The sequence below is a fragment of the Herbaspirillum sp. GW103 genome (assembly GCF_000261365.1).
In the GTDB taxonomy this organism is placed as follows: Bacteria; Pseudomonadota; Gammaproteobacteria; order Burkholderiales; family Burkholderiaceae_D; genus Herbaspirillum.
Genome location: NZ_AJVC01000003.1, coordinates 1,695,285 through 1,721,208, shown reverse-complemented (window position 1 = coordinate 1,721,208; position 25,924 = coordinate 1,695,285). Strand labels below are relative to the sequence as shown.

At 62.4% G+C, this 25,924-nt stretch carries 21 protein-coding genes; 20 read left to right on the top strand and 1 reads right to left on the bottom strand.

Annotated features, from left to right (window positions below; genetic code table 11):
* The 17 genes from sdhA (at position 1) to rlmD (ending at position 21,796) form a co-directional block, all read left to right on the top strand.
* Complete coding sequence (sdhA, locus tag GWL_RS11180; protein ID WP_008329930.1) at positions 1-1,779, top strand: succinate dehydrogenase flavoprotein subunit; 1,779 nt, start codon at positions 1-3, stop codon at positions 1,777-1,779.
* An 11-nt stretch (positions 1,780-1,790) separates the two neighbouring features.
* A complete protein-coding gene (locus tag GWL_RS11175) occupies positions 1,791-2,501 on the top strand; it encodes a succinate dehydrogenase iron-sulfur subunit (protein ID WP_006463281.1) in 711 nt (236 codons plus the stop codon).
* A gap of 132 nt (positions 2,502-2,633) precedes the next feature.
* Entirely contained in the window at positions 2,634-2,918 is a 285-nt protein-coding gene (locus GWL_RS11170; protein WP_008329929.1) for a succinate dehydrogenase assembly factor 2, read from the top strand.
* A gap of 159 nt (positions 2,919-3,077) precedes the next feature.
* Positions 3,078-4,379 carry a citrate synthase gene (gene gltA / locus GWL_RS11165; protein ID WP_008329923.1) on the top strand — a complete coding sequence of 434 codons (1,302 nt, stop codon included), beginning with the start codon at positions 3,078-3,080 and terminating at the stop codon, positions 4,377-4,379.
* Between the two features lie 367 nt (positions 4,380-4,746).
* Positions 4,747-7,611 (top strand): 2-oxoglutarate dehydrogenase E1 component, encoded by a 2,865-nt coding sequence (locus tag GWL_RS11160; protein WP_008329922.1) that lies wholly within the window; start codon positions 4,747-4,749, stop codon positions 7,609-7,611.
* 88 nt (positions 7,612-7,699) lie between these two features.
* Entirely contained in the window at positions 7,700-8,941 is a 1,242-nt protein-coding gene (gene odhB, locus GWL_RS11155) for a 2-oxoglutarate dehydrogenase complex dihydrolipoyllysine-residue succinyltransferase (protein ID WP_008329921.1), read from the top strand.
* Positions 8,942-9,062: 121 nt separating this feature from the next.
* The gene (gene lpdA / locus GWL_RS11150; protein WP_008329919.1) at positions 9,063-10,490 is read left to right on the top strand and encodes a dihydrolipoyl dehydrogenase; all 1,428 of its coding nucleotides are present in this window, start codon (positions 9,063-9,065) and stop codon (positions 10,488-10,490) included.
* A 137-nt stretch (positions 10,491-10,627) separates the two neighbouring features.
* The gene (gene zapE, locus GWL_RS11145) at positions 10,628-11,725 is read left to right on the top strand and encodes a cell division protein ZapE (RefSeq protein WP_034350681.1); all 1,098 of its coding nucleotides are present in this window, start codon (positions 10,628-10,630) and stop codon (positions 11,723-11,725) included.
* An 11-nt stretch (positions 11,726-11,736) separates the two neighbouring features.
* The gene (locus GWL_RS11140; RefSeq protein ID WP_008329906.1) at positions 11,737-12,642 is read left to right on the top strand and encodes a hypothetical protein; all 906 of its coding nucleotides are present in this window, start codon (positions 11,737-11,739) and stop codon (positions 12,640-12,642) included.
* 108 nt (positions 12,643-12,750) lie between these two features.
* A complete protein-coding gene (locus GWL_RS11135; RefSeq protein ID WP_008329904.1) occupies positions 12,751-12,957 on the top strand; it encodes a YdcH family protein in 207 nt (68 codons plus the stop codon).
* A gap of 217 nt (positions 12,958-13,174) precedes the next feature.
* Positions 13,175-15,328: an ATP-dependent DNA helicase gene (locus GWL_RS11130; protein ID WP_008329902.1), complete on the top strand. Its 2,154-nt coding sequence runs from the start codon at positions 13,175-13,177 to the stop codon at positions 15,326-15,328.
* A gap of 1 nt (position 15,329) precedes the next feature.
* Positions 15,330-16,277 (top strand): flagellar brake protein, encoded by a 948-nt coding sequence (locus tag GWL_RS11125; protein WP_008329899.1) that lies wholly within the window; start codon positions 15,330-15,332, stop codon positions 16,275-16,277.
* A gap of 71 nt (positions 16,278-16,348) precedes the next feature.
* Positions 16,349-17,086, top strand: coding sequence for a 5'/3'-nucleotidase SurE (gene surE / locus GWL_RS11120; protein ID WP_008329898.1), 738 nt, complete (start codon positions 16,349-16,351; stop codon positions 17,084-17,086).
* Entirely contained in the window at positions 17,083-18,048 is a 966-nt protein-coding gene (locus tag GWL_RS11115) for a protein-L-isoaspartate(D-aspartate) O-methyltransferase (protein WP_008329896.1), read from the top strand. The genes surE and GWL_RS11115 overlap by 4 nt, the downstream gene beginning before the upstream one ends.
* A gap of 256 nt (positions 18,049-18,304) precedes the next feature.
* Positions 18,305-19,276 carry a peptidoglycan DD-metalloendopeptidase family protein gene (locus GWL_RS11110; RefSeq protein ID WP_008329893.1) on the top strand — a complete coding sequence of 324 codons (972 nt, stop codon included), beginning with the start codon at positions 18,305-18,307 and terminating at the stop codon, positions 19,274-19,276.
* A gap of 3 nt (positions 19,277-19,279) precedes the next feature.
* Entirely contained in the window at positions 19,280-20,293 is a 1,014-nt protein-coding gene (gene rpoS / locus GWL_RS11105) for an RNA polymerase sigma factor RpoS (protein ID WP_034350447.1), read from the top strand.
* A 141-nt stretch (positions 20,294-20,434) separates the two neighbouring features.
* The gene (gene rlmD, locus GWL_RS11100) at positions 20,435-21,796 is read left to right on the top strand and encodes a 23S rRNA (uracil(1939)-C(5))-methyltransferase RlmD (protein ID WP_008329888.1); all 1,362 of its coding nucleotides are present in this window, start codon (positions 20,435-20,437) and stop codon (positions 21,794-21,796) included.
* 73 nt (positions 21,797-21,869) lie between these two features.
* On the opposite strand, the gene GWL_RS11095 is transcribed toward rlmD, so the two are convergent.
* A complete protein-coding gene (locus GWL_RS11095; RefSeq protein ID WP_008329886.1) occupies positions 21,870-22,559 on the bottom strand; it encodes a Bax inhibitor-1/YccA family protein in 690 nt (229 codons plus the stop codon).
* A 267-nt stretch (positions 22,560-22,826) separates the two neighbouring features.
* Here GWL_RS11095 and ndk point away from each other — a divergent pair, with 267 nt between their 5' ends.
* The 3 genes from ndk (at position 22,827) to GWL_RS11080 (ending at position 25,913) form a co-directional block, all read left to right on the top strand.
* On the top strand, positions 22,827-23,252 hold the full coding sequence (ndk, locus tag GWL_RS11090; protein ID WP_008329884.1) for a nucleoside-diphosphate kinase: 426 nt from the start codon (positions 22,827-22,829) through the stop codon (positions 23,250-23,252).
* A gap of 96 nt (positions 23,253-23,348) precedes the next feature.
* Positions 23,349-24,521, top strand: a complete 1,173-nt coding sequence (gene rlmN, locus GWL_RS11085) for a 23S rRNA (adenine(2503)-C(2))-methyltransferase RlmN (protein WP_008329882.1) — start codon at positions 23,349-23,351, stop codon at positions 24,519-24,521.
* A 300-nt stretch (positions 24,522-24,821) separates the two neighbouring features.
* Complete coding sequence (locus GWL_RS11080; RefSeq protein ID WP_008329880.1) at positions 24,822-25,913, top strand: helix-turn-helix domain-containing protein; 1,092 nt, start codon at positions 24,822-24,824, stop codon at positions 25,911-25,913.
* Positions 25,914-25,924: the final 11 nt, after the last annotated feature.

Below are 25,924 nucleotides of genomic sequence, written 5' to 3'. Positions count from 1 at the left end.
GTGGCTGCAATCAAATCCGCCATCACTACCCGCCGCTTTGACGCGGTCATCGTCGGCGCCGGTGGCTCCGGCATGCGCGCCTCGCTGCAACTGGCCGAAGCCGGCCTGAACGTTGCTGTCCTGTCCAAAGTCTTCCCGACCCGCTCGCACACCGTGGCTGCCCAAGGCGGCATCGGCGCTTCGCTGGGCAACATGTCCGAAGACAACTGGTACTGGCACATGTTCGATACCGTCAAGGGTTCGGACTATCTGGGCGACCAGGACGCCATCGAATTCATGTGCCGCGAAGCACCGAAGGCCGTCTACGAGCTGGAACACTTCGGCATGCCCTTCGACCGCAACCCGGACGGCACCATCTACCAGCGTCCGTTCGGCGGCCACACCGCCAACCTGGGCGAAAAGCCGGTGCAGCGCGCCTGTGCTGCGGCTGACCGTACCGGTCACGCCCTGCTGCACACCCTGTACCAGCGCAACGTGCGCGCCAAGACCCACTTCTTCGTGGAGTGGATGGCGCTGGACCTGATCCGTAACGAAGAGGGCGACGTCCTCGGCGTGGTGGCGCTGGAAATGGAAACCGGCGAAATCATGATGCTGCACGCCAAGACCACCCTGTTCGCCACCGGCGGTGCAGGCCGTATCTGGGCGGCATCGACCAATGCCTTCATCAACACCGGTGACGGCATGGGCATGGCTGCACGTGCCGGCCTGCCGCTGCAGGACATGGAATTCTGGCAGTTCCACCCGACCGGCGTGGCCGGCGCGGGCGTGCTGATTACCGAAGGCGTGCGCGGCGAAGGCGGCATCCTGATCAACAGCAACGGCGAACGCTTCATGGAGCGCTATGCGCCGACCCTGAAGGACCTGGCTCCGCGTGACTTCGTCTCGCGTTCGATGGACCAGGAAATCAAGGAAGGCCGCGGCGTCGGTCCCCACAAGGATCACGTGCTGCTGGACCTGCGCCACATCGGCGCCGATACCATCAAGAAGCGCCTGCCCTCGATCCTGGAAATCGCCCACAAGTTCGCCAACGTCGACGCGACCAAGGAACCGATCCCCGTCGTGCCGACCATCCACTACCAGATGGGTGGCATCCCCACCAACATCCACGGCCAGGTGGTCGCGCCCAAGGGTGGTTCGATGAAGGAAGTGGTGCAGGGCATGTACGCCATCGGCGAATGCGCCTGCGTGTCGGTGCACGGCGCCAACCGCCTGGGTACCAACTCGCTGCTGGACCTGGTGGTCTTCGGCCGCGCAGCCGGCAACCACATCGTCGGCAGCCGCCTGCAGGACCAGAGCCACAAGCCGATCCCGGCCGGCGCCCTGGACCGCTCGCTGGAACGTATTGCGCACCTGGAAAGCAGCACCGGTTCCGAGCGCGTGCAGGACGTGGCCAACGACATCCGTGCCACCATGCAGAAGTACTGCGGCGTGTTCCGTACCGACGCCCTGCTGCAGGAAGGCTATACCAAGATCATGGAGCTGGACGAGCGCCGCAAGCACGTCTCCTTCAAGGACAAGTCGAAGGTCTTCAACACCGCCCGCGTGGAAGCGCTGGAACTGGACAACCTGATCGAAACGGCCAAGGCCACCATCACCTCGGCAGCGGCTCGCAAGGAATCGCGCGGCGCCCACGCGCACAGCGATTACGAGCAGCGCGACGACGTGAACTGGCTCAAGCACACGCTGTGGTTCTCCGAGGGGAATCGTCTCGACTACAAGCCGGTCAACATGCAGCCGCTGACCGTCGAGACTTTCAAACCTAAAGCACGTACTTTCTAAGAGGTCGCAACATGACTCGCACCCTGAAATTCAAGATCTATCGTTACGATCCGGACAAGGACGACAAGCCGTACATGCAGGACCTGACGGTGGAACTGAAGCCCACCGACAAGATGCTGCTGGACGCCCTGCAACGCATCAAGTCCGACGTCGACGATTCGCTGGCGCTGCGCCGCTCCTGCCGTGAAGGCGTGTGCGGTTCCGACGCCATGAACATCAACGGCAAGAACGGCCTGGCCTGCATCACCAACCTGAACGAACTGACTGAGCCCATCGTTCTGAAGCCGCTGCCTGGCCTGCCGGTGATCCGCGACCTGATCGTCGATATGACGAACTTCTTCAAGCAGTACGATTCGATCAAGCCCTACCTGATCAACGACAGCATTCCGCCCGAGAAGGAACGTCTGCAGTCGCCCGAACAGCGTGAAGAACTCGACGGCGTCTACGAGTGCATCCTGTGCGCCTGCTGCTCGACCTCCTGCCCGTCGTTCTGGTGGAACCCGGACAAGTTCGTCGGCCCGGCTGGCCTGCTGCAAGCCTACCGCTTCATCGCCGACAGCCGCGACGAAGCCACCGGCGCGCGCCTGGACAACCTGGAAGACCCGTATCGCCTGTTCCGTTGCCGTTCCATCATGAACTGCGTCGATGTCTGCCCCAAGGGTCTGAACCCCAACAAGGCCATCGGCAAGATCAAGGAACTGATGGTGCGCCGTTCGGTGTAAGCCGGATCGGTGTGATGCCTGCCAGACCCGCCGTCCATGGCGGGCGGCAGCAAGGGGGAGCCGGGCTGCAAGCGGCTTCCCCGACCGGTTCCTTCGGTTTTGGTCCGGTTGAAGTGAATGGAAAGACTAGAAATGAGCGAGTTCATGACTGAACAGCGTCACCAGGATGATCCGGCCAAGCGGGCGCGACTGCGCTGGCGTGCGCGGCGCGGGCTGCTGGAGAACGATCTGATCCTCACCCGCTATCTCGACGCCAACGAGGCGCAGATGAGCGACGACGAGGTCGATGCCTTCTCGCGCCTGATGGACCTGACCGACAACGACTTGATGGACTTGCTGCTGGCCCGCAAGGAGCCCGAAGCGGCGGTTGACCTGCCCCAAGTGCATGCGTTGCTGAAGAAACTGCGTACTGCCTGACTGTTGCACGAATATTGTGCCTGGCCACAAGCCAGACCGATTTTGCCCGATCGCGGCCTGTTTCCACTGGCCACCCGGCGCATCTGAGCCACGATGACGCCCGGCCTGCGGTCGCGGCGTTTGATTAACGGTTTCACCATCCCAGCAAAAGGAAAAGCTATGTCCAATACCGATATCAAAGCTACCCTGTCGTTCTCCGACGGCTCTCCGTCCGTAGATTTTCCTATCTACAAGGGCAGCATCGGCCCTGATGTGATCGATATCCGCAAGCTCTACGGCGCTACCGGCAAGTTCACCTATGACCCGGGCTTCATGTCCACCGCTTCCTGCAACTCGTCCATCACCTATATCGATGGCGACAAGGGCGAACTGCTGTACCGCGGCTATCCGATCGAACAGCTGGCAGTGAACTGCGACTTCCTGGAATCCTGCTACCTGCTGCTGCACGGTGAACTGCCCAATACCACCCAGAAGGAAGAATTCGTCAAGACCGTGACCCAGCACACCATGGTGCACGAGCAGATGAACTTCTTCTTCCGTGGCTTCCGCCGCGATGCGCACCCGATGGCGGTGCTGACCGGCTCGGTGGGCGCGCTGTCGGCCTTCTACCACGACTCGCTGGACATCTCCAATGCCAACCACCGCGAAGTCTCGGCCATCCGCATGATCGCCAAGCTGCCGACCCTGGTGGCGATGGCTTACAAGTACAGCATCGGCCAGCCCTTCGTGTACCCGCGCAATGACCTGTCCTACACGGCCAACTTCATGCGCATGATGTTCGCCAATCCGTGCGAAGAGTATCAGGTCAACGAAGTCCTGGTGCGCGCACTGGACCGCATCCTGATCCTGCACGCCGACCACGAGCAGAACGCTTCGACCTCGACCGTGCGTCTGGCCGGCTCCTCCGGTGCCAACCCGTTCGCCTGTATCGCCGCCGGTATCGCCTGCCTGTGGGGTCCTGCCCACGGCGGTGCCAACGAAGCCGCACTGAACATGCTGGAACAGATCGGCTCCGTGGAAAACATCCCCGAGTTCATCAAGCAGGTGAAGGACAAGAACTCCGGCGTGAAGCTGATGGGCTTCGGTCACCGCGTCTACAAGAACTACGACCCGCGTGCCAAGCTGATGCGCGAAACCTGCTACGAAGTCCTGAACGAACTGGGCCTGCACGACGACCCGCTGTTCAAGCTGGCCATGGAGCTGGAAAAGATCGCCCTGGAAGACGACTACTTCGTCTCCCGCAAGCTGTACCCGAACGTCGACTTCTACTCCGGCATCGTGCAGCGCGCCCTGGGTATCCCGACCTCGATGTTCACCTGCATCTTCGCCATGGCCCGTACCATCGGCTGGATCGCCCAGTGGAACGAAATGATCTCGGATCCGGAACAGAAGATCGGCCGTCCGCGTCAGCTGTTCGTCGGCTCGCCGCGTCGCGACGTTCCCCCGATCGACAAGCGCTGATCGCCGGATGTTGTCCGTCTGCCTTGTCGGCCGGACAACAAAGGCGGCTCCAGCGCTGCGCTTCCCGTCTCCCGGGAGTGAAGGGGGAGGGAAGCGGGGCCCGCGCAGCAAGGCTTTGCGGGCCGGCGTTGGTGGGCGGAAACGCCTTTTGCTTCAGGTTTCAAATAAAAAAGCGAATCCCTTAGGATTCGCTTTTTTATTTGATATTAGGAGATATAATTCCGATGCGCTGACTGGATGACGTACAGAAGTTCAGGTAGACAAGGTCCTTCCCCCACAACTTGATGCAATCCGCTAACCGGTCAGGCCGTGTCGCGGAAGGTGTAGAAACCCGCTAATCTCGCGAAGCGCGAAGAAAGGTGAGCAAATGACAAAGCTCTACGAGCAATACAACATCAACTCCTACCTGTTCGGTGGGAATGCTCCGTACATCGAAGAACTGTACGAAGCCTACCTGAACAATCCCGGCTCCGTCCCCGACAACTGGCGTGCATACTTCGACGCCGTGCAACACGTTCCCGCTACCGACGGCTCCACCCGTCCTGACGTGGCCCACGCTCCGGTGATCGCTTCCTTCGCCGAACGTGCCAAGCAAGGCCCGATCCGCACCGTCATCGCTTCCGCCGACTCCGACATGGGCCGCAAGCGCGTCGCTGTTACCCAGCTGATCGCCGGCTACCGTGACCTCGGTTCCCGTTTCGCCAACCTGGACCCGCTGCAACGCCAGGAACGCCCCAACATCCCCGAACTCGATCCGTCCTTCTACGGCTTTACTGACGCCGACATGGACATCGTGTTCAACATCAACAACACCTACTTCGGCCCGGAAACCGCCTCCCTGCGCGACCTGCTGCAGATGCTGCGTGACACCTACACGCGCTCCATCGGTGCCGAGTTCACCTACATTTCCGACATGTCGGAAGTGCGCTGGCTGGAAGAGCGCCTGGAGCCGACCCGTGCCGTGCCCAGCTTCTCCTCCGACAAGAAGAAGCACATCCTGGAACGCCTGACCGCCGCTGAAGGCCTGGAGCGCTACCTCCACACCAAGTACGTCGGCCAGAAGCGCTTCTCGCTGGAAGGTGGCGAGTCCTTCATCGCCTCTCTGGATGAAACCATCCAGCGCGCCGGTGAAAAGGGCGTGCAGGAAATCGTGATCGGCATGGCCCACCGCGGCCGCCTGAACGTGCTGGTCAACATCCTGGGCAAGACCCCGCAGGAACTGTTCTCCGAATTCGAAGGCCGTCACGCTGACGACCTGCCGGCCGGTGACGTCAAGTACCACCAAGGTTTCTCCTCCGACGTCTCCACCCCTGGCGGCCCGGTCCACCTGTCGCTGGCCTTCAACCCGTCCCACCTGGAAATCGTCAACCCGGTGGTCGAAGGTTCGGTCAAGGCCCGTATGGATCGCCGCGGCGACAAGGATGGTTCGCAAGTGCTGCCGATCCTGGTGCACGGCGACGCCGCCTTCGCCGGCCAAGGCGTGGTGATGGAAACCCTGAACCTGGCACAGACCCGTGGCTACGGCACGGGCGGCACCGTTCACATCGTCATCAACAACCAGATCGGCTTCACCACTTCCGACCCGCGCGACTCCCGTTCGACCCTGTACTGCTCGGATGTGGTCAAGATGATCGAAGCCCCGGTGCTGCACGTCAACGGCGATGATCCGGAAGCCGTCGTGTTCGCCACCCAGATCGCTGTCGACTACCGCATGAAGTTCAAGAAGGACATCGTGGTCGACATCATCTGCTTCCGCAAGCTGGGCCACAACGAGCAAGATACCCCTGCTCTGACCCAGCCGCTGATGTACAAGAAGATCGCCCAGCACCCCGGCACCCGCAAGCTCTACGCCGACAAGCTGGTGACCCAGCAGACCATTCCCGCCGATGGCGGCGAAGAACTGGTCAAGGCTTACCGCGCCGCCATGGACGCCGGCAAGCACGCCATCGATCCGGTGCTGACCAACTTCAAGAGCAAGTATGCCGTCGACTGGCTGCCGTTCCTGAACCGCAAGTGGACCGATGCGGCCGAAACCGCCGTGCCGATGGCGGAACTGAAGCGCCTGGCCACCAAGATCACCACCGTGCCGGAAGGCTTCAAGGTGCACTCGCTGGTCGAGAAGGTCTTGAACGACCGCGCCGCCATGGGTCGTGGTGAAATGAACCTGGACTGGGGCATGGGCGAACACCTGGCCTACGCCAGCCTGGTCTCCTCCGGCTATGCCGTGCGCCTGACCGGTCAGGATGCCGGCCGTGGCACCTTCACCCACCGTCACGCGGTGCTGCACGATCAAAACCGTGAGCGTTGGGATGCCGGTACCTTCATCCCGCTGCAGAACGTGGCCGAGAACCAGTCCACCTTCACCGTGATCGACTCGGTGCTGTCCGAAGAAGCCGTGCTGGCCTTCGAATACGGCTACTCGACCGCTGAACCGAACACCCTGACCATCTGGGAAGCCCAGTTCGGCGACTTCGCCAACGGCGCCCAGGTCGTCATGGACCAGTTCATCAGCTCCGGCGAAGTGAAGTGGGGCCGTGCCTCGGGTCTGGTGCAGATGCTGCCCCACGGCTACGAAGGTCAGGGTCCGGAACACTCGTCGGCACGTATCGAGCGTTACCTCCAGCTGTGCGCCGACAACAACATGCAGGTCGTGCAGCCCACCACCGCTGCGCAGATCTTCCACCTGCTGCGTCGCCAGATGATCCGCCTGTTCCGCAAGCCGCTGATCATCATGACCCCGAAGTCGCTGCTGCGTAACAAGGATGCCGGTTCCCCGCTGTCCGACCTGGCCAAGGGTTCGTTCCAGACCGTGATCCCGGAAGTCGATGAAACCATCGACGCCAAGAAGGTCAAGCGCATCGTCGCCTGCTCGGGCAAGGTGTACTACGACCTGGTCAACGCCCGCAAGGAACGTGGCCAGACCGATACCGCCATCATCCGCGTCGAGCAGCTGTATCCGTTCCCGCACAAGGCGTTCGCCGCTGCCCTCAAGCAGTTCCCGAACTTCAACGAACTGGTGTGGGCACAGGACGAGCCGCAGAACCAGGGCGCATGGCTGCAGATCCAGCACAACATCTTCGAGAATCTCTCCGAAGGTCAGAAGCTGGCCTATGCAGGCCGCCCGGCCAGCGCCTCGCCGGCCGTCGGTTACTACGACAAGCACTACGCACAGCAAAAGGCACTGATCGAAACCGCCTTCGCCAAGCTCAAGGGCTTTGTGCTGACCAAGTAATCATCGATGCAAACGGGACGCGCTGCGAGGGCAGTGCGTCCCTGTTTCCATAAGAACGAAATCACCCGAAAATCGGAGAATCCTGAAAATGGCTCAAATCGAAGTAAAAGTCCCGCAGTTGTCGGAATCCGTTGCTGAAGCAACCCTGCTGCAATGGCACAAGAAGGTTGGCGAACCCGTCGCCCGCGATGAAAACCTGATCGACATCGAGACCGACAAGGTCGTGCTGGAACTGCCCTCGCCGGACGCTGGCGTGATCACCCAGATCATCAAGGCCGACGGTGCTACCGTCGTGGCCGGTGAAGTGATCGCCATCCTGGACACCGACGCATCCGCCCAAGTGGCCCCGACCGAAGTCAAGGCCGCTCCCGCTCCCCAAGCCACCAACGAACCGACTCCGGTTGCCGCTCCCGAGCTGGCTTCCAAGGGCGATGTCGCCATGCCCGCCGCTGCCAAGCTGCTGGCCGACAACAACCTGTCGACCTCGCAAGTCACCGGCACCGGCAAGGATGGCCGCGTGACCAAGGGCGACGTGCTGGGTGCCCTGTCGGCGCCTGCCGCTGCACCTGCTGCTGCCGCCAAGCCGGCCCTGGCGCAAGTGGCCGCACCGGTCAAGGCCGGTCTGGAAAGCCGTCCGGAACAGCGCGTGCCGATGAGCCGCCTGCGTGCCCGCGTGGCCGAGCGTCTGGTCCAGTCGCAATCGACCAACGCCATCCTGACCACCTTCAACGAAGTCAACATGCAGCCGGTCATCGACCTGCGCAACAAGTACAAGGACAAGTTCGAGAAGGAACACGGCGTCAAGCTGGGCTTCATGTCCTTCTTCGTCAAGGCGGTCGTGCATGCCCTGAAGAAGTACCCGATCGTCAACGCTTCGGTCGATGGCAATGACATCGTCTACCACGGCTACTTCGACATCGGCGTGGCCGTCGGTTCGCCGCGCGGCCTGGTCGTGCCCATCCTGCGTGATGCGGACCAGATGTCCATCGCTGACATCGAGAAGAAGATCGGTGAATTCGGCCAGAAGGCCAAGGACGGCAAGCTGTCCATCGAAGAACTGTCGGGCGGTACCTTCACCGTCTCCAACGGCGGTACCTTCGGTTCCATGCTGTCGACCCCGATCATCAACCCGCCGCAATCGGCGATCCTGGGCATCCACGCCACCAAGGAACGCGCTGTGGTTGAAAACGGCCAGGTCGTGGTCCGTCCGATCAACTACTTCGCGCTGTCCTATGACCACCGCATCATCGACGGCCGCGAAGCCGTCCTGTCGCTGGTCGCGATCAAGGAAGCACTGGAAGATCCGGCACGCCTGCTGCTGGATCTGTAAGCAACCGGCCATCACGGCGTGAGCGAGGCGCTGAACGGCCCCCAGGCATTCAGCGCCTTTTTGCATCCGCTTCGGACCAAGAGATCAGAGCGGATGCGCACAACGAATCAGGAATACACACATGAGCAAGAATTTTGACGTAGTCGTCATCGGTGGCGGCCCCGGCGGTTACATCGCCGCCATCCGCGCAGCGCAACTGGGCTTCAACACCGCCTGCATCGACGAATGGAAAAACGAAAAGGGCGGCCCCGCACCGGGCGGCACCTGCACCAACGTCGGCTGCATTCCCTCCAAGGCGCTGCTGCAATCCTCCGAACACTATGAGCACGCCAGCCACGGCTTCGCCGAGCACGGCATCGAAGTCAAGGGCCTGGGCCTGAACCTGGAAAAGATGCTGGGTCGCAAGAACACCGTGGTCAAGCAGAACAACGACGGCATCCTGTACCTGTTCAAGAAGAACAAGGTCACCTTCTTCCACGGCCGTGGCTCCTTCGTCAAGGGCGATGCCAATGGCTACGAGATCAAGGTCGCCGGCGCTGCCGAAGAAACCATCACTGCCAAGCACGTGATCGTGGCAACCGGTTCGAACGCCCGTGCACTGCCGGGCGCCGAGTTCGACGAAAAGCTGATCCTCTCCAATACCGGCGCACTGTCCATTTCTGAAGTGCCGAAGAAGCTGGGCGTGATCGGTGCCGGCGTGATCGGCCTGGAAATGGGTTCGGTCTGGCGTCGCCTGGGCGCGGAAGTGACCGTGCTGGAAGCACTGCCGACCTTCCTGGGTGCGGTGGATGAACAGATCGCCAAGGAAGCCCAGAAGCTGCTGACCAAGCAAGGCCTGGCCGTGAACCTGGGTGTGAAGATCGGCACCATCAAGGCCGGCAAGAACAGCGTTTCCGTCGAATACACCGATGCCAAGGGCGAAGCCCATACCGGCGAATTCGACAAGCTGATCATCTCGATCGGCCGTACCCCCAACACCATTGGCCTGAACGCCGAAGGCGTGGGCCTGAAGCTGGACGAGCGCGGCTTCATCGCCGTGGACGGCGACTGCAAGACCAACCTGCCCAACGTGTGGGCGGTGGGTGACGTGGTGCGCGGCCCGATGCTGGCCCACAAGGCGGAAGAAGAAGGCGTTGCCGTGGCCGAGCGTATTGCCGGCCAGCACGGTCACGTCAACTTCAACACCATTCCCTGGGTCATCTACACCTCGCCGGAAATCGCCTGGGTCGGCAAGACCGAGCAGCAATTGAAGGCCGAAGGCGTGCAGTACAAGGCCGGTACCTTCCCGTTCCTGGCCAATGGTCGCGCCCGTGCGCTGGGCGATACCTCGGGCATGGTGAAGTTCCTGGCCGATGCCAAGACCGATGAAATCCTGGGTGTGCACATCGTCGGCCCGATGGCTTCCGAGCTGATCTCCGAAGCCGTGGTGGCGATGGAATTCCGTGCTTCGTCGGAAGACATCGCCCGTATCTGCCACGCTCACCCCTCGCTGTCCGAAGCGACCAAGGAAGCGGCTCTGGCCGTCGACAAGCGCGCACTGAACTTCTGATGCGCGATCAGTGCGACAATACGGGTCGCTCATGCCTGCCAGCATGGCCAGGTTTGAGTTGCCCGCATAGTGCGCATTGAGATGTCAACCCAATGGGCGAGCCTGGCTCGCCCATTGTCGTTTTACAAGACCACACCATGGATGTCCGTCAATTCTACGAACAGTCGCTGTCCCAGCGCGGTTATCAATCCGATGAGGCGCAACTGCGCGCCATCGAGCGCCTGCAGCGCGCCTATGAGGAATGGGTCGCCTACAAGGCCCAGCGCGCCTCCGCCTTCAAGCGCCTGATCAGCCGGCCTGCGGTGCCGCGCGGTGTCTACATGTGGGGTGGGGTAGGGCGTGGCAAGTCCTTCCTGATGGACAGCTTTTATTCCGTGGTGCCGGTGGTGCGCAAGACGCGCCTGCACTTCCATGAATTCATGCGCGACGTGCATCGCCAGCTTGATGAGTTGAAGGGGATTTCCGATCCCCTCGATGAAGTCGCCAAGCGCATCGCCAAGAAGTATCGTCTGATCTGTTTCGACGAATTCCACGTCTCCGACATCGCCGATGCGATGATCCTCTACAACCTGTTGAAGGGCCTGTTCGACCATGGCGTGTCGTTCGTGATGACCTCCAACTACGAGCCGAGCACGCTCTACCCGGATGGCCTGCATCGCGACCGCATGCTGCCCACCATTGCATTGCTCAAGGACAAGCTGGACGTCATGAATATCGACGCCGGCATCGACTACCGCAAGCGGGTACTGGAGCAGGTGAAGGTGTATCACACCCCGTTGAATGCCAAGACCGATGAAGAATTGCGCAGCGCCTTTGCCGCCGTCGCCGAAGCTGCCGACGAAGATCCGCGCGTACACATCGAAGCCCGCGAGATCCGCGCCCTGCGCCGTGCGGGCAGTGCGATCTGGTTCGACTTCGCCACGCTGTGCGGTGGCCCGCGCTCGCAGAACGATTACCTGGAACTGGCCAGCCGCTTCCAGACCGTGATCCTGTCAGGCATTCCGTGCATGTCGGCGGCGATGTCCTCGGAGGCGCGCCGCTTCACCTGGCTGATCGACGTCTTCTATGATCACAAGGTCAAGCTGATCATGTCGGCCGCCGTGGAGCCGGACGAGCTTTACACCGTCGGTACGCTCTCCAACGAATTCCACCGCACCGTTTCACGTATCATTGAGATGCAGTCGAAGGAATACCTGGATGCGGATCGCCGCACGATTGCCGACAGCCTCTCCTGAACAACCATCTGATGAACAAGAAATCCATGCAAGGTCTTTTTGCCGATGCCAAAGGCGTTACCTCTTCCCTGTGCGGCCTGATGCTGACCCTGGTCGCTGGTGCCACCATGGCGCAAGGGCAGGCATCGACCCAGGCCGCTGCGGGCGTGCAACCGGCGCAGACCCAGGCGAGCCCGGTATCCCCGGCGGCGGCACCGGTAGCGACGATGAGCCGTGAACGCTTCGACGAACTGGAAGCGCGTCCGCCCATCGCGCAGCGTTATCCTGCGGGGTCCATCAAGTCGGACGAGCTGGCCCAGAAAGCGCTGGAGGAAGCGGCTGAGGATCGCCAGGCGGCCGAGCTGCGCTACATCCTCGATCAGCGTGCCTGCTATCCCAAGTTCCTGGTCTCGGACTGCCTGGAAGCCGCGCGTGACCGCAAGCGTCTGACCGACAAGGGCATCAAGGCCGTGGAATACGAGGCCAAGGTCTTCCAGCGCCAGGCCGCAGTGGATGACCGTGATCGTTCGCTGGCCGAGCAGCGCGCCAAGGACGAGGAGGATTCCGCCCGTCGTCTGGCCGAGCAGAAGCAGAAGGAGGCCGATTCCGCCCGCAAGGTCAAGGAAAGCCGCGCCAAGAACAGCGAAGTGCAGCAGCGGATCGACCAGAGCAAGGATGTACCCGCCGATTACCGCGTGCGTCAGCATGAGGCCGAGGTACAGCGCCAGAAGGCCGAGGAAGCCGCGCGCGCACCGGCCCGTGCGGCCAACGCCGCTGAACGCCAGCGCCGCATCCAGCAAGCCGAGGAGCATCGCCTGGAAGTAGAGCGCAAGAAGGCCGAGAACGAGCGGGAACGTGCCGAGCGCAAGCAGAAGCAGCAACAGCAACTGGATCAGCAACAGCAACAGCAGCAATCGCAGCAGCCCGTCGCCAAGTAAGCAGGCAAGCCGCTTGGCGGCTGGACTTTTCTTCCGCCGTACACGTCGATTTGGCGTGTACCGGCGGGTGCATTACACTAGCAAGCACATCAGCAACCAGCCGCCATCATGACCAGTACGCATCGCGAAGACATCCAGCGCCGCATCATCGAACTCGAAGTCGAGCACCGTGATCTCGATAGCGTGATCGACATGCTCACCCGCGATGCCCGTTCCGAGGACCTGCAACTGCGCCGCCTCAAGAAGCGCAAACTGCAATTGAAGGACCACATCGCGCTGCTGAAGATGCAGCTGGTACCCGATATCCCCGCCTGAATCCCGTTGTCCGCCTGCCTGTGCAGGCGTCGCTCTCGAATTCTCAAGCGCGCTGGCACGGATCTTTCATGCCAGTCAGGGGCGCGCTGCCGACTCCGCGTAAAATAGCGCCTTGTTCCCCAATGACGTGCAAGTTGCGCCGGTGTCACCGATGTCTGCGCCGCACGTGTTTTCCTACAGGTTTGCCGCAGTGACAGCTCCAGACGCCCCCGCCGACATGGCCGACAGCCGCGCCCGCACCGTTCCCGCCGAGACCGAGGGTACCAATCCCGACGCACCTGGCATCCATGATGCCGAGGTCGAGCGCCTCTTCGGTGCTGGTGGTCCCCTCGGTGGTGCCGTCGGCAGCTACCGTCCGCGTCATGCCCAGACCGAAATGGCCAAGGCCATCGCCGCGGCCATCACCAGCCAGGGTACGCTGATCGCCGAGGCCGGTACCGGTACCGGCAAGACCTTTGCCTACCTGGTACCTGCGCTGCTGTGGGGCGGCAAGACCATCGTCTCCACCGGCACCAAGACGCTGCAGGATCAGCTTTTCAATCGCGATATCCCGACCGTGCGCAAGGCCTTGCATGCACCGGTCTCTGTGGCACTGCTCAAGGGGCGCAGCAACTACGTCTGCCATTTCCATCTGGAGCGCACACTGCAGAACGGTCGCCTGACCGCACGCGAGGATGTCGGTTACCTGCGCGAGATCTCGCGCTTCGTCAAATCCACCTCGTCCGGTGACAAGGCCGAGCTGACCAAGGTGCCCGAGACGGCCTCGGTATGGAATCTGGTGACCTCCACCCGCGATACCTGCTTTGGCGCTGAATGCCAGTACTACCAGGACTGCTTCGTGATGAAGGCGCGCAAGGAAGCGCAGCAGGCCGACGTGGTGGTGGTCAACCATCACCTGTTCTTTGCCGATGTGGCGCTCAAGGACACCGGCATCGCCGAACTGCTGCCCTCGGCCAACACCGTCATCTTCGACGAGGCGCATCAGTTGCCCGATACCGCCACGCTGTTCTTCGGCGAAACCATTTCCACCTCGCAGATTCTGGAACTGTGCCGCGACGTGTTGGCTGAAGGCCTGTCGCACGCCCGCGACGGTGCCGACTGGGCGCGCCTGGTGGCGCCGGTGGAGCGGGCGGCGCGGGATCTGCGGCTGGCCTTCCCGGAAGAATCCGTACGGCTGGCGCTGAACCAGATCGCTCCCTCCAGCGCCTTCTTCCCCGCGCTCGATACCCTGAAAGACTGCATGGACGACATGATCGCCGTGCTGGAAAAACAGGCCGAGCGTGCCGAGACCATCGAGCAATGCCGTGACCGCGCCAATGAATTGCTGCGCCAGCTGGAGAACTGGGGGACGCCCGACGAGCTGGCCAAGATCCAGGCCGAAGCCGCCGCCAAGGCAGCGGCCAAGCCCGCCGACAACAAGCGGGAGGCAGCGGGCGAGGAGCAGGAAGAGCCGCCGGCCCAGAAACCCTTTTACGTGCTGTGGGTGGAAGCCTTCCAGTCCTCGCTGCAGCTGCACCGTACACCACTGTCCATCGCGCCCATCTTCAACAAGCAGCGCGAGGGTACGCCACGCTCATGGATATTCACTTCCGCGACGCTGGCAGTGAAGAAAGATTTCAATCACTATGCCGCCCAGATGGGCTTGTGGAATGCGCCTGCGCAATCCTGGCCCAGTCCCTTCAATTATGGCGAGCAGGGCCTTCTGTACGTGCCGCAGAACCTGCCGCAGCCCAATTCCTTTGAGTACACGGATGCGGTGATCGATGCCGCGCTGCCCACCATCGAGGCCGCCGGTGGTCGCTGCTTCTTCCTGTGCACCACCCTGCGCGCGGTCAATCGCGCCGCCGAGCGCCTGCGTACCGAGTTCGCGGCGCGTGGTCACGACTTCCCGCTGTTCGTGCAGGGCGAGGCCGGTCGCACGGAGTTGCTCGACCGTTTCCGTGCGGCGGGCAATGGCGTGCTGATCGGCAGCCAGAGCTTCTGGGAAGGCGTGGACGTACGCGGAGATGCGCTCTCGCTGGTGATCATCGACAAGCTGCCGTTCTCGCCGCCGGATGATCCGGTGCTGGCTGCACGCATCAGCGAGATGGAAAAGCAGGGTTTGAACGGTTTCGTGCACCATCAACTGCCGGCCGCCATCATCAACCTCAAGCAGGGCGCTGGCCGCCTGATCCGTGATGAGGGCGATCGTGGCGTGCTGATGATCTGCGACCCGCGCATCATTACCAAGAATTATGGTCGTCGCATCTGGCAGAGCCTGCCCCCCTTCAAGCGCACGCGCGAACTGGAGGTGGTGCAGGCCTTCTTCCGCGAAGAGGATGCGCGCCGGGCGGCAGCGGCTGGCGGCGAGGACGCTGCGGTGGAGGCTTGACATGGCGGACCACACCTCGCTGGTGCCGGTGCGTGCCTCCGAACTGGCTCTGGGCCGTCCTGCGCCCTGGCCGATCTACAACGAAGCCGGCAAGCTGCTGCTGGCACGGGGCACCCTGATCGATACGCCGGACCAACTGGCCGGCCTGATCGAGAATGGCCTGTATCGCAATGCCAACTGGATTGCCGAGCCGGATACGGAATCGGTTCGGCTGCCGCAGGCACGTGACGTGCTGCGCAAGAAGCAGGGCGGCAAGAAGCCTCTGAAGCCCTCGGCGGCGGTGCGCGGCCAGGAAAGCGTGATTACCCTGGACGAAGTGCGCTGGCAGATCGGAGATACGCTCTGGCTGCAGTTTGCCGATGATGTCGGCCAGCGCCATGCGGTCTCGCTGGTGGGTTGCCTGCCCAACCGCAGCATCCTGGTCACGGCACCGCAAAAGGAGGGCAAGCAGATCTTCCTGCGCGAGGGGCAGGCCTTTGTCGTGCGCGCTCTGACCGGTCGCCGTGCCTATGCCTTTGCGGCGCAACTGCTGAAGTATCAGCACACACCGTTCGTCTACCTGCATCTTTCCCTGCCCAGGGAAGTCCGTTCCACTGTGATCCGTCAGGCTACCCGCGTGCCCGTTGGCGCGGAAGGTTACCTGGCGGTGGATGGCAGTCAGCCGCTGGCGGCCAGCGTGATCGACCTGAGCCTGGCCGGCGCCTCGCTGGTGGCGACCTCGCTCTCCGGCAAGGTGGCGGCAAAGAAGGGCGTGACGGGCAAGCTGCGCTTCGTGGCTTCGGTGGCGGACCAGCAATTGCCGCTGGAGCTTCCGGTGGTGTTGCGGGCGGTAGAATCGCTGGGTGAGGCCGATTTCCATCAGTACGGGGTGGAATTTGCGCAACTGACGGTGCGCGACAAGCTGGTGCTGTCGGCCTATGTCTATCAGGAACTGACCATGCAGGAATAGAGGGTGCGCGGGGGAGGAGAATGTCGGCAAGAGGGACTGCCCAAGGCTCGGCTTCGGTTAAAATTCAGCCCATGAAAATCCTCATCAGCAACGACGACGGCTACCTTGCGCCCGGCATCAATGCCCTGGCCGAGGCGCTTGCACCGATCGCCGATATCACCGTGGTGGCGCCCGACAGCAATCGCTCGGGCAGCTCCAACTCCCTGACGCTGGATCGTCCGCTATGGGTGGAGCAGGCCCCCAACGGCTTCTACTACCTCAACGGCACGCCTTCGGACTGCGTCCACGTGGCCCTCACCGGACTGTTGAAGGAGCGTCCCGACCTGATCGTCTCCGGCATCAACCAGGGGCAGAACATGGGCGACGATACGCTCTATTCCGGTACGGTGGCGGCGGCGACCGAGGGCTTCCTGTTCGGCATCCCCTCCATTGCGTTTTCGCAACTGCACAAGGGCTGGGGCGAACTGGCGTCGGCCGCGCGCATCGCCCGCGAGATCGTGGAGCGCCGCTTCGACAACCTGCCCAAGCCTTACCTGCTCAACGTCAACATTCCCAACCTGCCGTACGCGCAGATCAAGGGCAGCGTGGCCACGCGCCTGGGCAAGCGCCACATGTCCGAGCCGGTCCACAAGCTGACCGATCCGCACGGCCGTGACCTGTACTGGATCGGACCGGCGGGGGCGGCCAAGGATGGCGGCGAGGGCACCGATTTCCATGCCACTGCCAACGGCTATGTGTCCATCACGCCGCTGCAGATCGATCTCACCCATACTGCACAACTGGACAACCTCAAGAAAGCGCTTGCATGAACGACAAGCCCAGCCGCTTTCCGCTGAGCCTGTCCTCGGTGGTCGACAAGAAGAAGACCGCCGGTGCCGGCCGGGACGCGGCTGGCCGTACCCCGGCCACCACGCAGACGGCGGCCAAGAATGCCGCCCAGTCTTTGCAGCGTGCCGCCTTGAAGCCGGTGCAGCAGGGCCTGGCCCAGGCGCTGCGCCCGCCGCCGGCACCGCCGCGCGCGCCGGTGGCGCCGGCCCAGCCATTGCTGAGTGCGGCCCCGGCGCCGCGCACCGCGGTCCGGAACGTGATGACGGTGACCCAGACCAATGCCTCGCACCACGCTTCTCCGCTGGCCTCCGAGGCGGTGCGCAAGGCCATGGTCGCGCGCGTGGCCAAGCAGGGGGTGGCCGATGCCAAGGTGCTGGCGGCGCTGGAGGCGGTGCCGCGCCACATGTTCGTGGAGCCCGGTCTGGCCAGCCAGGCGTATATCGATGCGTCTTTGCCCATCGGCCATCATCAGACCATTTCGCAGCCCTACATCGTGGCGCGCATGATCGAGCTGATGCGCCAGAACCGCCATGGCGGACGTCTGGACCGGGTGCTGGAGATCGGTACCGGCTGCGGCTACCAGGCCGCCGTGCTCTCGCGCGTGGCGGGCGAGGTGTATTCCATCGAGCGCATCAAGCCCCTGCATGAACTGGCCAAGACCAATCTGCGTCCCTTGCGCGTGGCAAACCTCCGCTTGCATTACGGAGATGGTATGCTTGGCCTGCCGCAGGTTGCGCCTTTCGATGGCATCATCCTCGCGGCGGCCGGACTGGAAGTGCCGCAGGCCCTGCTGGAACAGCTGGCCATTGGCGGCCGGCTGGTGGCACCCGTGGGCGAACGCCAGCAGGTGCTGGAACTGATTGAACGTGTCGGCCAGCGCGACTGGCGCCGTACTACCTTGGAGCAGTGCCATTTCGTGCCGTTGCGCCCGGGAACGGTGTGATCTCGGGAGTGTCGGCGAACGCAGAACGCAGAACGCAGAACGCAGAACGCAGAACGCAGAACGCAATGCGCAGTACCGGCGGAGATCAGGTCCGCCACGTATCATCGAACAGGGAACGGGCGGCAACAAGCACAAGCATCCAAGCCGCGGGTCGATGAAGAGAGCGGATGGGCAGGCGAGGGGGCCGCATTTCCCTGGTGAACTTCTGGCGCTGGCTGCTTGTCAACTAGCGTCGTACAAAATCTAACGTAAGAGCATGAAGAAAATTCGTTTGGCTGTATTGGGCAGTGTCGTCAGTCTGCTGGCCGCCTGCGGCTCGACACCGAATCAGCAGCCGGCACCGGTGGTCGATCGCACCAGCAGCACCGCCAGGCCGGCTGACGCCGTGAGCGCTCCGGCCGTGCCGGTTCCGTCTGGACGTGGCTACTACACGGTCAAGAAGGGCGATACGCTCTATCGCATCGCTTTGGACGTCGGGCAGAACTGGCGCGACATCGTCGCCTGGAATAACCTGACCAATCCGAACGACATCAAGGTCGATCAGGTGTTGCGCGTGGCGCCGCCGGATCGCACCGGGCCGGTCCAGACCGCTGCGGTTGCTGCCGCACCGGGGGCGGGCTTGGACGTCAAGCCGCTGGGGGCGCCTGGCACTGCCGCGCCGGCAGCTGCGCCGATGGCCCCGGGCGGCAACAAGACCGGTCCGCGGGGTGACAAGCGCGCCTATTCGGAGAGCGCCCTGGCCGAACTGGAGAAGCCCGATGCGGCACCGGCCACAGCCGCCCCGGCGACCGCAGCCAAGCCGGAAGCGCCGCATGCGGCCGAAAAGCCGGCCGCGGCCAGCCAGCCTGCGACTGTGGATGATGAAGGTGTCTCCTGGATGTGGCCAGCCGAAGGCAAGGTGGTCGGCACCTTCGAGGGTGGCAAGAAGGGCGTGGACATCGCCGGCAAGGATGGTCAGGCTGTGCTGGCGGCTGCCGGGGGCAAGGTCATGTATGCCGGCAGTGGCATTCGCGGCTATGGCAACCTGGTGATCATCAAGCACACCAACAACCTGCTGTCGGCGTACGCGCACAACAAGACCATTCTGGTCAAGGAGGGCCAGTCCGTGACCAAGGGCCAGAAGATCGCTGAAATGGGCAAATCCGACAGCGACAGCGTGAAACTGCATTTTGAGATCCGCCAACAGGGCAAACCTGTTGATCCTTCCAAATACTTACCGCCACGCTAGCGTATGACAAGCAATCGCCGCGATCACTTGCCAGACCAGGATCCTCATGAAGAGGACATGGACGATCCCATCGAGGAGATCGAAGAGCCGGAAGTGATCGACGGCGATGCTGCTGACCAGCCCCGGGAACCGGCCCCCGCCGAGGGCGTGGACGAGCTCAAGAAGGTGCTCGCCGCCGAGCTCTCCACCGACACCACCCAGCATTACCTCAACAAGATCGGCGCCAAGCCCCTGCTGACGGCGGCCGAGGAGCTGCACTTCGCCACCCGGGCCAAGGCCGGTGAATTCCTGGCCCGCCAGAAAATGATCGAGCACAACCTGCGGCTGGTGGTGTCGATCGCCAAGCACTACATCAATCGGGGCGTGGCACTGCTTGACCTGATTGAAGAAGGCAATCTTGGTCTCATGCGCGCCATCGACAAGTTCGAGCCCGAGCGCGGTTTCCGCTTCTCCACCTATGCCACCTGGTGGATACGCCAGAGCATCGAGCGCGCCATCATGAATCAGGCCCGTACCGTGCGGCTTCCGGTGCACATGGTGCGCGAGCTGAACCAGATCCTGCGCGCAAAATATCATCTGGAAGCGCAACAACGTGACGGAAGAGACGCCAGTGCGGAAGACATCGCGCACCTGGTCGACCGTCCGGTGGAAGAGGTACAGGATGTGCTGGCGCTGTCCGAGCATGCCGCCTCGCTGGATACCCCGCTGGACAACGACCCGCAGGCCAGTCTCATGGACCTGTTGCCCAGCGCCGTCGAAGAACATCCCGACACCCGCGCCGAGAGCCAGGAAATGGCCTTGCTGATCCGCGAATGGCTGAAAAGTTTGTCGGAAAAGCAACGTGTCGTGGTAGCCCGGCGTTTCGGGCTGGACAACGACGATCCTTCCACGCTGGAGCAACTTGCCGGCGAAATGGGTATCACGCGTGAGCGTGTGCGCCAGGTGCAGCAGGAGGCTCTGGTCAAGCTCAAGCGCCTGCTGACTTCGCGTGGTGTCAGTCGCGACGCGCTGTTCTAGGCCGCATTCCTTCATTGCAGTGGATTTCTGTGCGCCGGCATTGGCCGGATGCGCTTGCTGCTTCCCTCCCGCTCCCGGATCGCGGACAATACCGCTTTTGTTTTCGGCAGCGGGCTTCGGTCCTACCCTGTGGTTTCCCTCATGCAACAAGACATCATCATTGAAATCAAGTCGCTCGACATGGACGGGCGCGGCGTTGGTCACCTCGAGAACGAGGATGGCACGCAAGGCAAGGTCATTTTCGTCGAAGGCGCGCTGCCGGGCGAACGGGTCAGTTTCGAATCCTATCGCAAGAAAGCCAAGTGGGAAGCGGGCGTGATGACCACGCTGCACCGCGAGTCTTCGCTGCGCGTGAAACCCAGATGTGACTATTTCGGCACCTGCGGCGGCTGCGCCATGCAGCATCTGGAGCCGTCGGCCCAGGTCGCCATGAAGCAGCGCGTGCTGGAAGACAACCTCTGGCACCTTGGCAAGACCAAGGCCGAGGTGATGTTGCGCCCCATCTACGGGCCGACCTGGGGGTATCGCTATCGCGCCCGCATTTCGGTGCGCCACGTGGCCAAGAAGGGTGGGGTGCTGGTGGGCTTCCATGAGAAACGCTCGTCCTTCATCGCCGATATGAAGACTTGCGAAATCCTGCCGCCCAATGTCTCAGCCATGCTGGTGCCGCTGCGTGAACTGGTGGCAGGACTGTCTATTCGTGACCGTATGCCGCAGATCGAGCTGGCCGTCGGTGAGGGTGATGAAGGCAACAAGGTCACCGTCCTGGTGTTGCGCATCATGGAGGCGTTGAGCCCGGCAGATGAAGCCCTGCTCAAGCGCTTCGCCGACGAGCACAAGATCGAGTGGTGGCTGCAGACCAAGGGGCCTGATACGGCAGCGCCTTACTATCCGGCCGAGTCGCGCCTGCAATATACCTTGCCTGAATTCGGCATCCGCATGCCCTTCAAGCCCACCGACTTCACCCAGGTCAATCACCAGATCAACCGCGTACTGGTGGCGCGCGCCCTGCGCCTGCTGGATGTGCAGCCGCAAGACCGGGTAGCGGACCTGTTCTGCGGTCTGGGCAACTTCACCCTGCCTATCGCCACCCTGGCGCGCGAAGTGGTCGGCATCGAAGGCAGCACCGCGCTGACCGAGCGCGCGTTGGACAATGCCAAGGTCAATGGCGTGGATGCCAAAACCAGCTTCTACTGCCGCAACCTGTTTGAAGCCAAGCCCGAGGACTTCGTGGCGCTGGGCAAGTTCGATCGCATGCTGATCGACCCCCCGCGCGAAGGCGCCATGGAAGTCTGCAAGGCGCTGGTGGAATTGCCGCCCGAACAGCAACATCTGAAGCCCAAGCGCATCGTCTATGTCTCCTGCAACCCGGCAACACTGGCACGTGACGCCGGCATGCTGGTACATCTGGGTGGCTATGCTCTCAAGTACGCGGGCGTGGTCAACATGTTCCCGCATACGGCGCATGTGGAATCCATTGCCGTGTTCGACTTGCCGGCGTAAGCGCCCCGCTGTAGACGAAAAAAATGCCGGCTTTCGCCGGCATTTTATTGCTGATGAAGCAATGTTTGCGCTATCAGTCGCGGTTGCCGCCCAGGATGCCCAGGATGGACAGCAGGTTGGCAAAGACGTTGTAGACGTCCAGGTAGATGGCCAGCGTTGCCGAGATGTAGTTGGTTTCGCCGCCGTTGACGACCTGTTGCACGTCAAACAGGATGTAGGCCGAGAAGATGGCGATGGCGACCACTGAAATGGTCAGTTGCAGCGCCGGCAGATGCAGGAAGATGTTGGCCAGCGAAGCGACCAGGATCACCAGCACGCCTGCGAAGAGCCACTTGCCCATGCCCGAGAAGTCGCGCTTGGAAACGGTGGCGATGGTGGCCATGCCGCAGAAGATGATGGCGGTGCCGCCAAAGGCCGTCATGATCAGGCCGGCGCCGTTGGAGAAGCCCAGCGTGTATTCGATCAGGCGCGACAGCATCAGGCCCATGAAGAATGTGAAGCCCAGCAGGAAAGCCACACCCCAGCCGGAATTCTTGGTCTTCTCGATGGCGAAGAAGAAGCCGAAGGCGATCGCCAGGAACAGCACGAAGCCGATCATCGGGCTGGCGGCAAAGAGGTTCAAGTGCATCTGCACCCCCAGCCATGCGCCCAGCACGGTCGGGATCATCGACAGCGCCAGCAGCCAGTAGGTGTTGCGCAGTACGCGGTTGCGGGCGGCCAGGCTCGTGGTCGAGTGGCCGAAGGTCGTGTCCAGTTGGTTCATATGTCCTCCAAAGCGTTGAATGCGAGCCAGAGAATAGCACGCCGGCTCACTGCTAAGACAAGTCTTCCCTCGCTATGGTTCGAGATGCGGGCACTTTATATGAACCCGGTTCCCGCGCGTGGTCGCCTGCGGTGGTGCATCATTGCCCGCAGGCAGCGTCAAAGGAGGTGAATTGACATGATATTTGATGGTTTCATGCTAAAATACAAGGTTCATTGAATTATCAATTCTTGGCTTTAAGCCATTATTTTTATTGGAGTTTTTCTCATGGCAATTGAACGCACCCTGTCGATTATCAAGCCCGACGCCGTCGCCAAGAACGTGATCGGCCAGATCTACACCCGTTTCGAAAACGCTGGCCTGAAGGTCATCGCTGCCCGCATGGCACAACTGTCGCGCGCTGAAGCAGAAGGCTTCTACGCCGTGCACCGCGAGCGCCCCTTCTTCAAGGATCTGGTGGACTTCATGGTCTCCGGCCCGGTGATGATCCAGGTACTGGAAGGCGAAGGCGCCATCCTGAAGAACCGCGACCTGATGGGCGCGACCGATCCGAAGAAGGCTGAAAAGGGCACCATCCGCGCCGACTTCGCCGACTCCATCGATGCCAACGCCGTGCACGGTTCGGACGCTGAAGAAACCGCCAAGGTCGAAATCAGCTACTTCTTCCCGGCACTGAACGTTTATTCGCGTTAATCTGTTCCTGTTTTTCATCGGTCTTCCGGGCTGGGGCAAAAACCGGCGTCGCAATCCCTGCAACGTCTTTCTGTCCTGGTCCCGACCGCAAGCATCATGACTACAGCTCTCACCAATCTGCTGGATATGGATCCCGCGCAACTCGTCGCCTACTGCGGCGAGTTGGGTGAGAAGCCGTTTCGTGCAAAGCAGTTGCAGCGTTGGATACACCAGTTCGGCGTGTCTGATTTCGATCAGATGACCGATCTGGCCAAATCGCTGCGCGACAAGCTCAAGACCCGCGCCGAAGTCCGTGCGCCGGCCATCATCAGCGACCATACCTCCACCGACGGCACACGCAAGTGGCTAGTCGACGTGGGCCAGGGCAATGCGGTGGAAACCGTGTTCATTCCTGAAGAAAACCGCGGCACGCTGTGCGTATCGACGCAGGCGGGCTGTGCCGTGAATTGCCGCTTCTGCTCCACCGGCAAGCAGGGCTTCAATCGCAATCTCACCGTGGCCGAAATCATCGGCCAGTTGTGGATGGCGGAATTCGAATTGCGCAAGACCAAGGGCATCGAAGGTGGCCCCAAGGGCGAGCGCCAGATCACCAATGTGGTGATGATGGGTATGGGCGAGCCGCTGCTCAACTTCGATCCGACCGTGACGGCCTTGCGCCTGATGCTGGACGACAATGCCTATGGCCTGTCGCGCCGCCGCGTGACGCTGTCCACCAGCGGCGTGGTGCCGATGATCGACAAGCTCTCCCAGGAATGCCCGGTGGCGCTGGCCGTCTCGCTGCACGCGTCCAACGATGCGCTGCGCGACTCGCTCATTCCGCTCAACCGCAAGCACCCGCTGCGCGAGCTGATGCTGGCCTGCAAGCGCTATCTGGAATTTGCGCCGCGCGACTTCATCACCTTCGAGTACTGCATGCTCGATGGCGTCAACGACACCGACACCCATGCCCGCGAACTGGTCGCGCTGGTGAAGGAAGGCGAGACCGCCATCCCCTGCAAGTTCAACCTGATTCCCTTCAATCCCTTCCCCGAGTCGGGCTTGAAGCGCTCGCACAATCCGCGCATCAAGGCGTTTGCGCAGATCCTCATGGATGCGGGCATCGTGACCACCATCCGCAAGACCCGTGGCGATGACATCGATGCCGCCTGCGGTCAACTGGCCGGCGAGGTCAAGGATCGTACCCGGGTGCAGGAACGCATGCAGAAAATGGCCGAATACCAGGCCAAGTTCGGCCGCGACTTCGGTCGCATCGTGGAGATCTCCGGGTGACGGCAGGGCGGTCCCATGTCCTTGCTGGTCCTGCGGTACCAGCCTTCGCCGCCACGGCGGGGGCACAGCTGCCGCTTTTTACAGAATGGGTGACGGGGGCGTCGATGTTGCGCTGTGGCGCAGCCATCGCACGTCCCTTTCGCGTTGTTGCTGAAGTCAATGCCAGTCTTGCCGAGGTCGGGCGGGCTGTGCTGAAGTTGTCGAATTTCCCCGGAGGGACGCGGCGCACGCCGCGCAGGGACGCTCCAGAAGAATCCGGCCAGGTCCGGCTAAAAAAAGCTTTTCCATGTGGAGCATTTGATGAGTGATCAACAAATGAACGAAATGTCGTCGCAGCAACCGCAAGATCCCGGTCAACCGTCCCAGGCCCAGGTCTTGCCGGGCGCTACGCTGGCGGCGGCGCGGCAGAAAAAGGGGTGGTCCGTCGAGCAGGTGGCCAGCCTGGTCAAGCTGGCGCCACGCCAGATCCAGGCCATCGAGGCCGACAACTATGCGGCCCTGCCCGGCCTCGCGGTGGCACGCGGTTTCGTGCGCAGTTATGCCAAGGTGCTGGGGCTGGATAGCCATGCCCTGGCGGCGGCCATGCCGCAGGAGTCGGCGGTGCAGCAGCGCGATCACATCGTGCCTCAGCATTCACTGTCGACACCCTTCTCGGAAGGCCCGTTGCCGGCCATGATGATGAGTACGCGCGGCAACAGCTCAGCCTTGCCCATCATCGCCGGTGTCGTGGTGGTGGCCCTGCTGGCAGGCGCTGCAGCCGTACGCTGGACCGAGCTGGGGACCAAGCTGCCTCAGCTGGCCTTCCTCAAGTCGCATCACGTGGATGCTGCTACAGCCCCGGAAACCGCACAGGATGCGCAGAACGCGCAGAGTGCGGAGACCGCCTCCAGCGAGCTGCCGGTCAATGCGCGCGTTGAGACCATCACGCCCGCGCCTGCCGAGGAACCGGTCAAGCAAGCCGTGCCGGCCACACAATCCCCGGCCCCGGCGGCCCAGCCCCCTGCATCGACCAAGCCCGAGCCGGTGCAGCCGTCCACGCTTGCGGCCAGCGAGCCGGCTTCCATGCCTGCCCCGGCGGCATCGACAGCGACGGCAAACGCGCCGGCACAGATGGCCTCGACCACCGTGCCCGGCGGGCTGAACATCGTCAACAGCAAGGATTTGCTGCGCCTGACCTTCCGCGAGGATTCCTGGGTGGAAATCCGCCGTGCTGACAAGAGCACCGTGATTTCACGTCTGCTCAAGGCCGGCACCACCGAGACCTTCGACGTCTCCGATGCGACCACGCTCATCATCGGCAACGCCGCCGGTGTCGACGCGACGCTGCGCGGCCAGCCGCTGGACCTGAAAACCCCGGGCGGCAGCAATGTTGCACGCCTGAACCTGAACTGAACCGACTGACT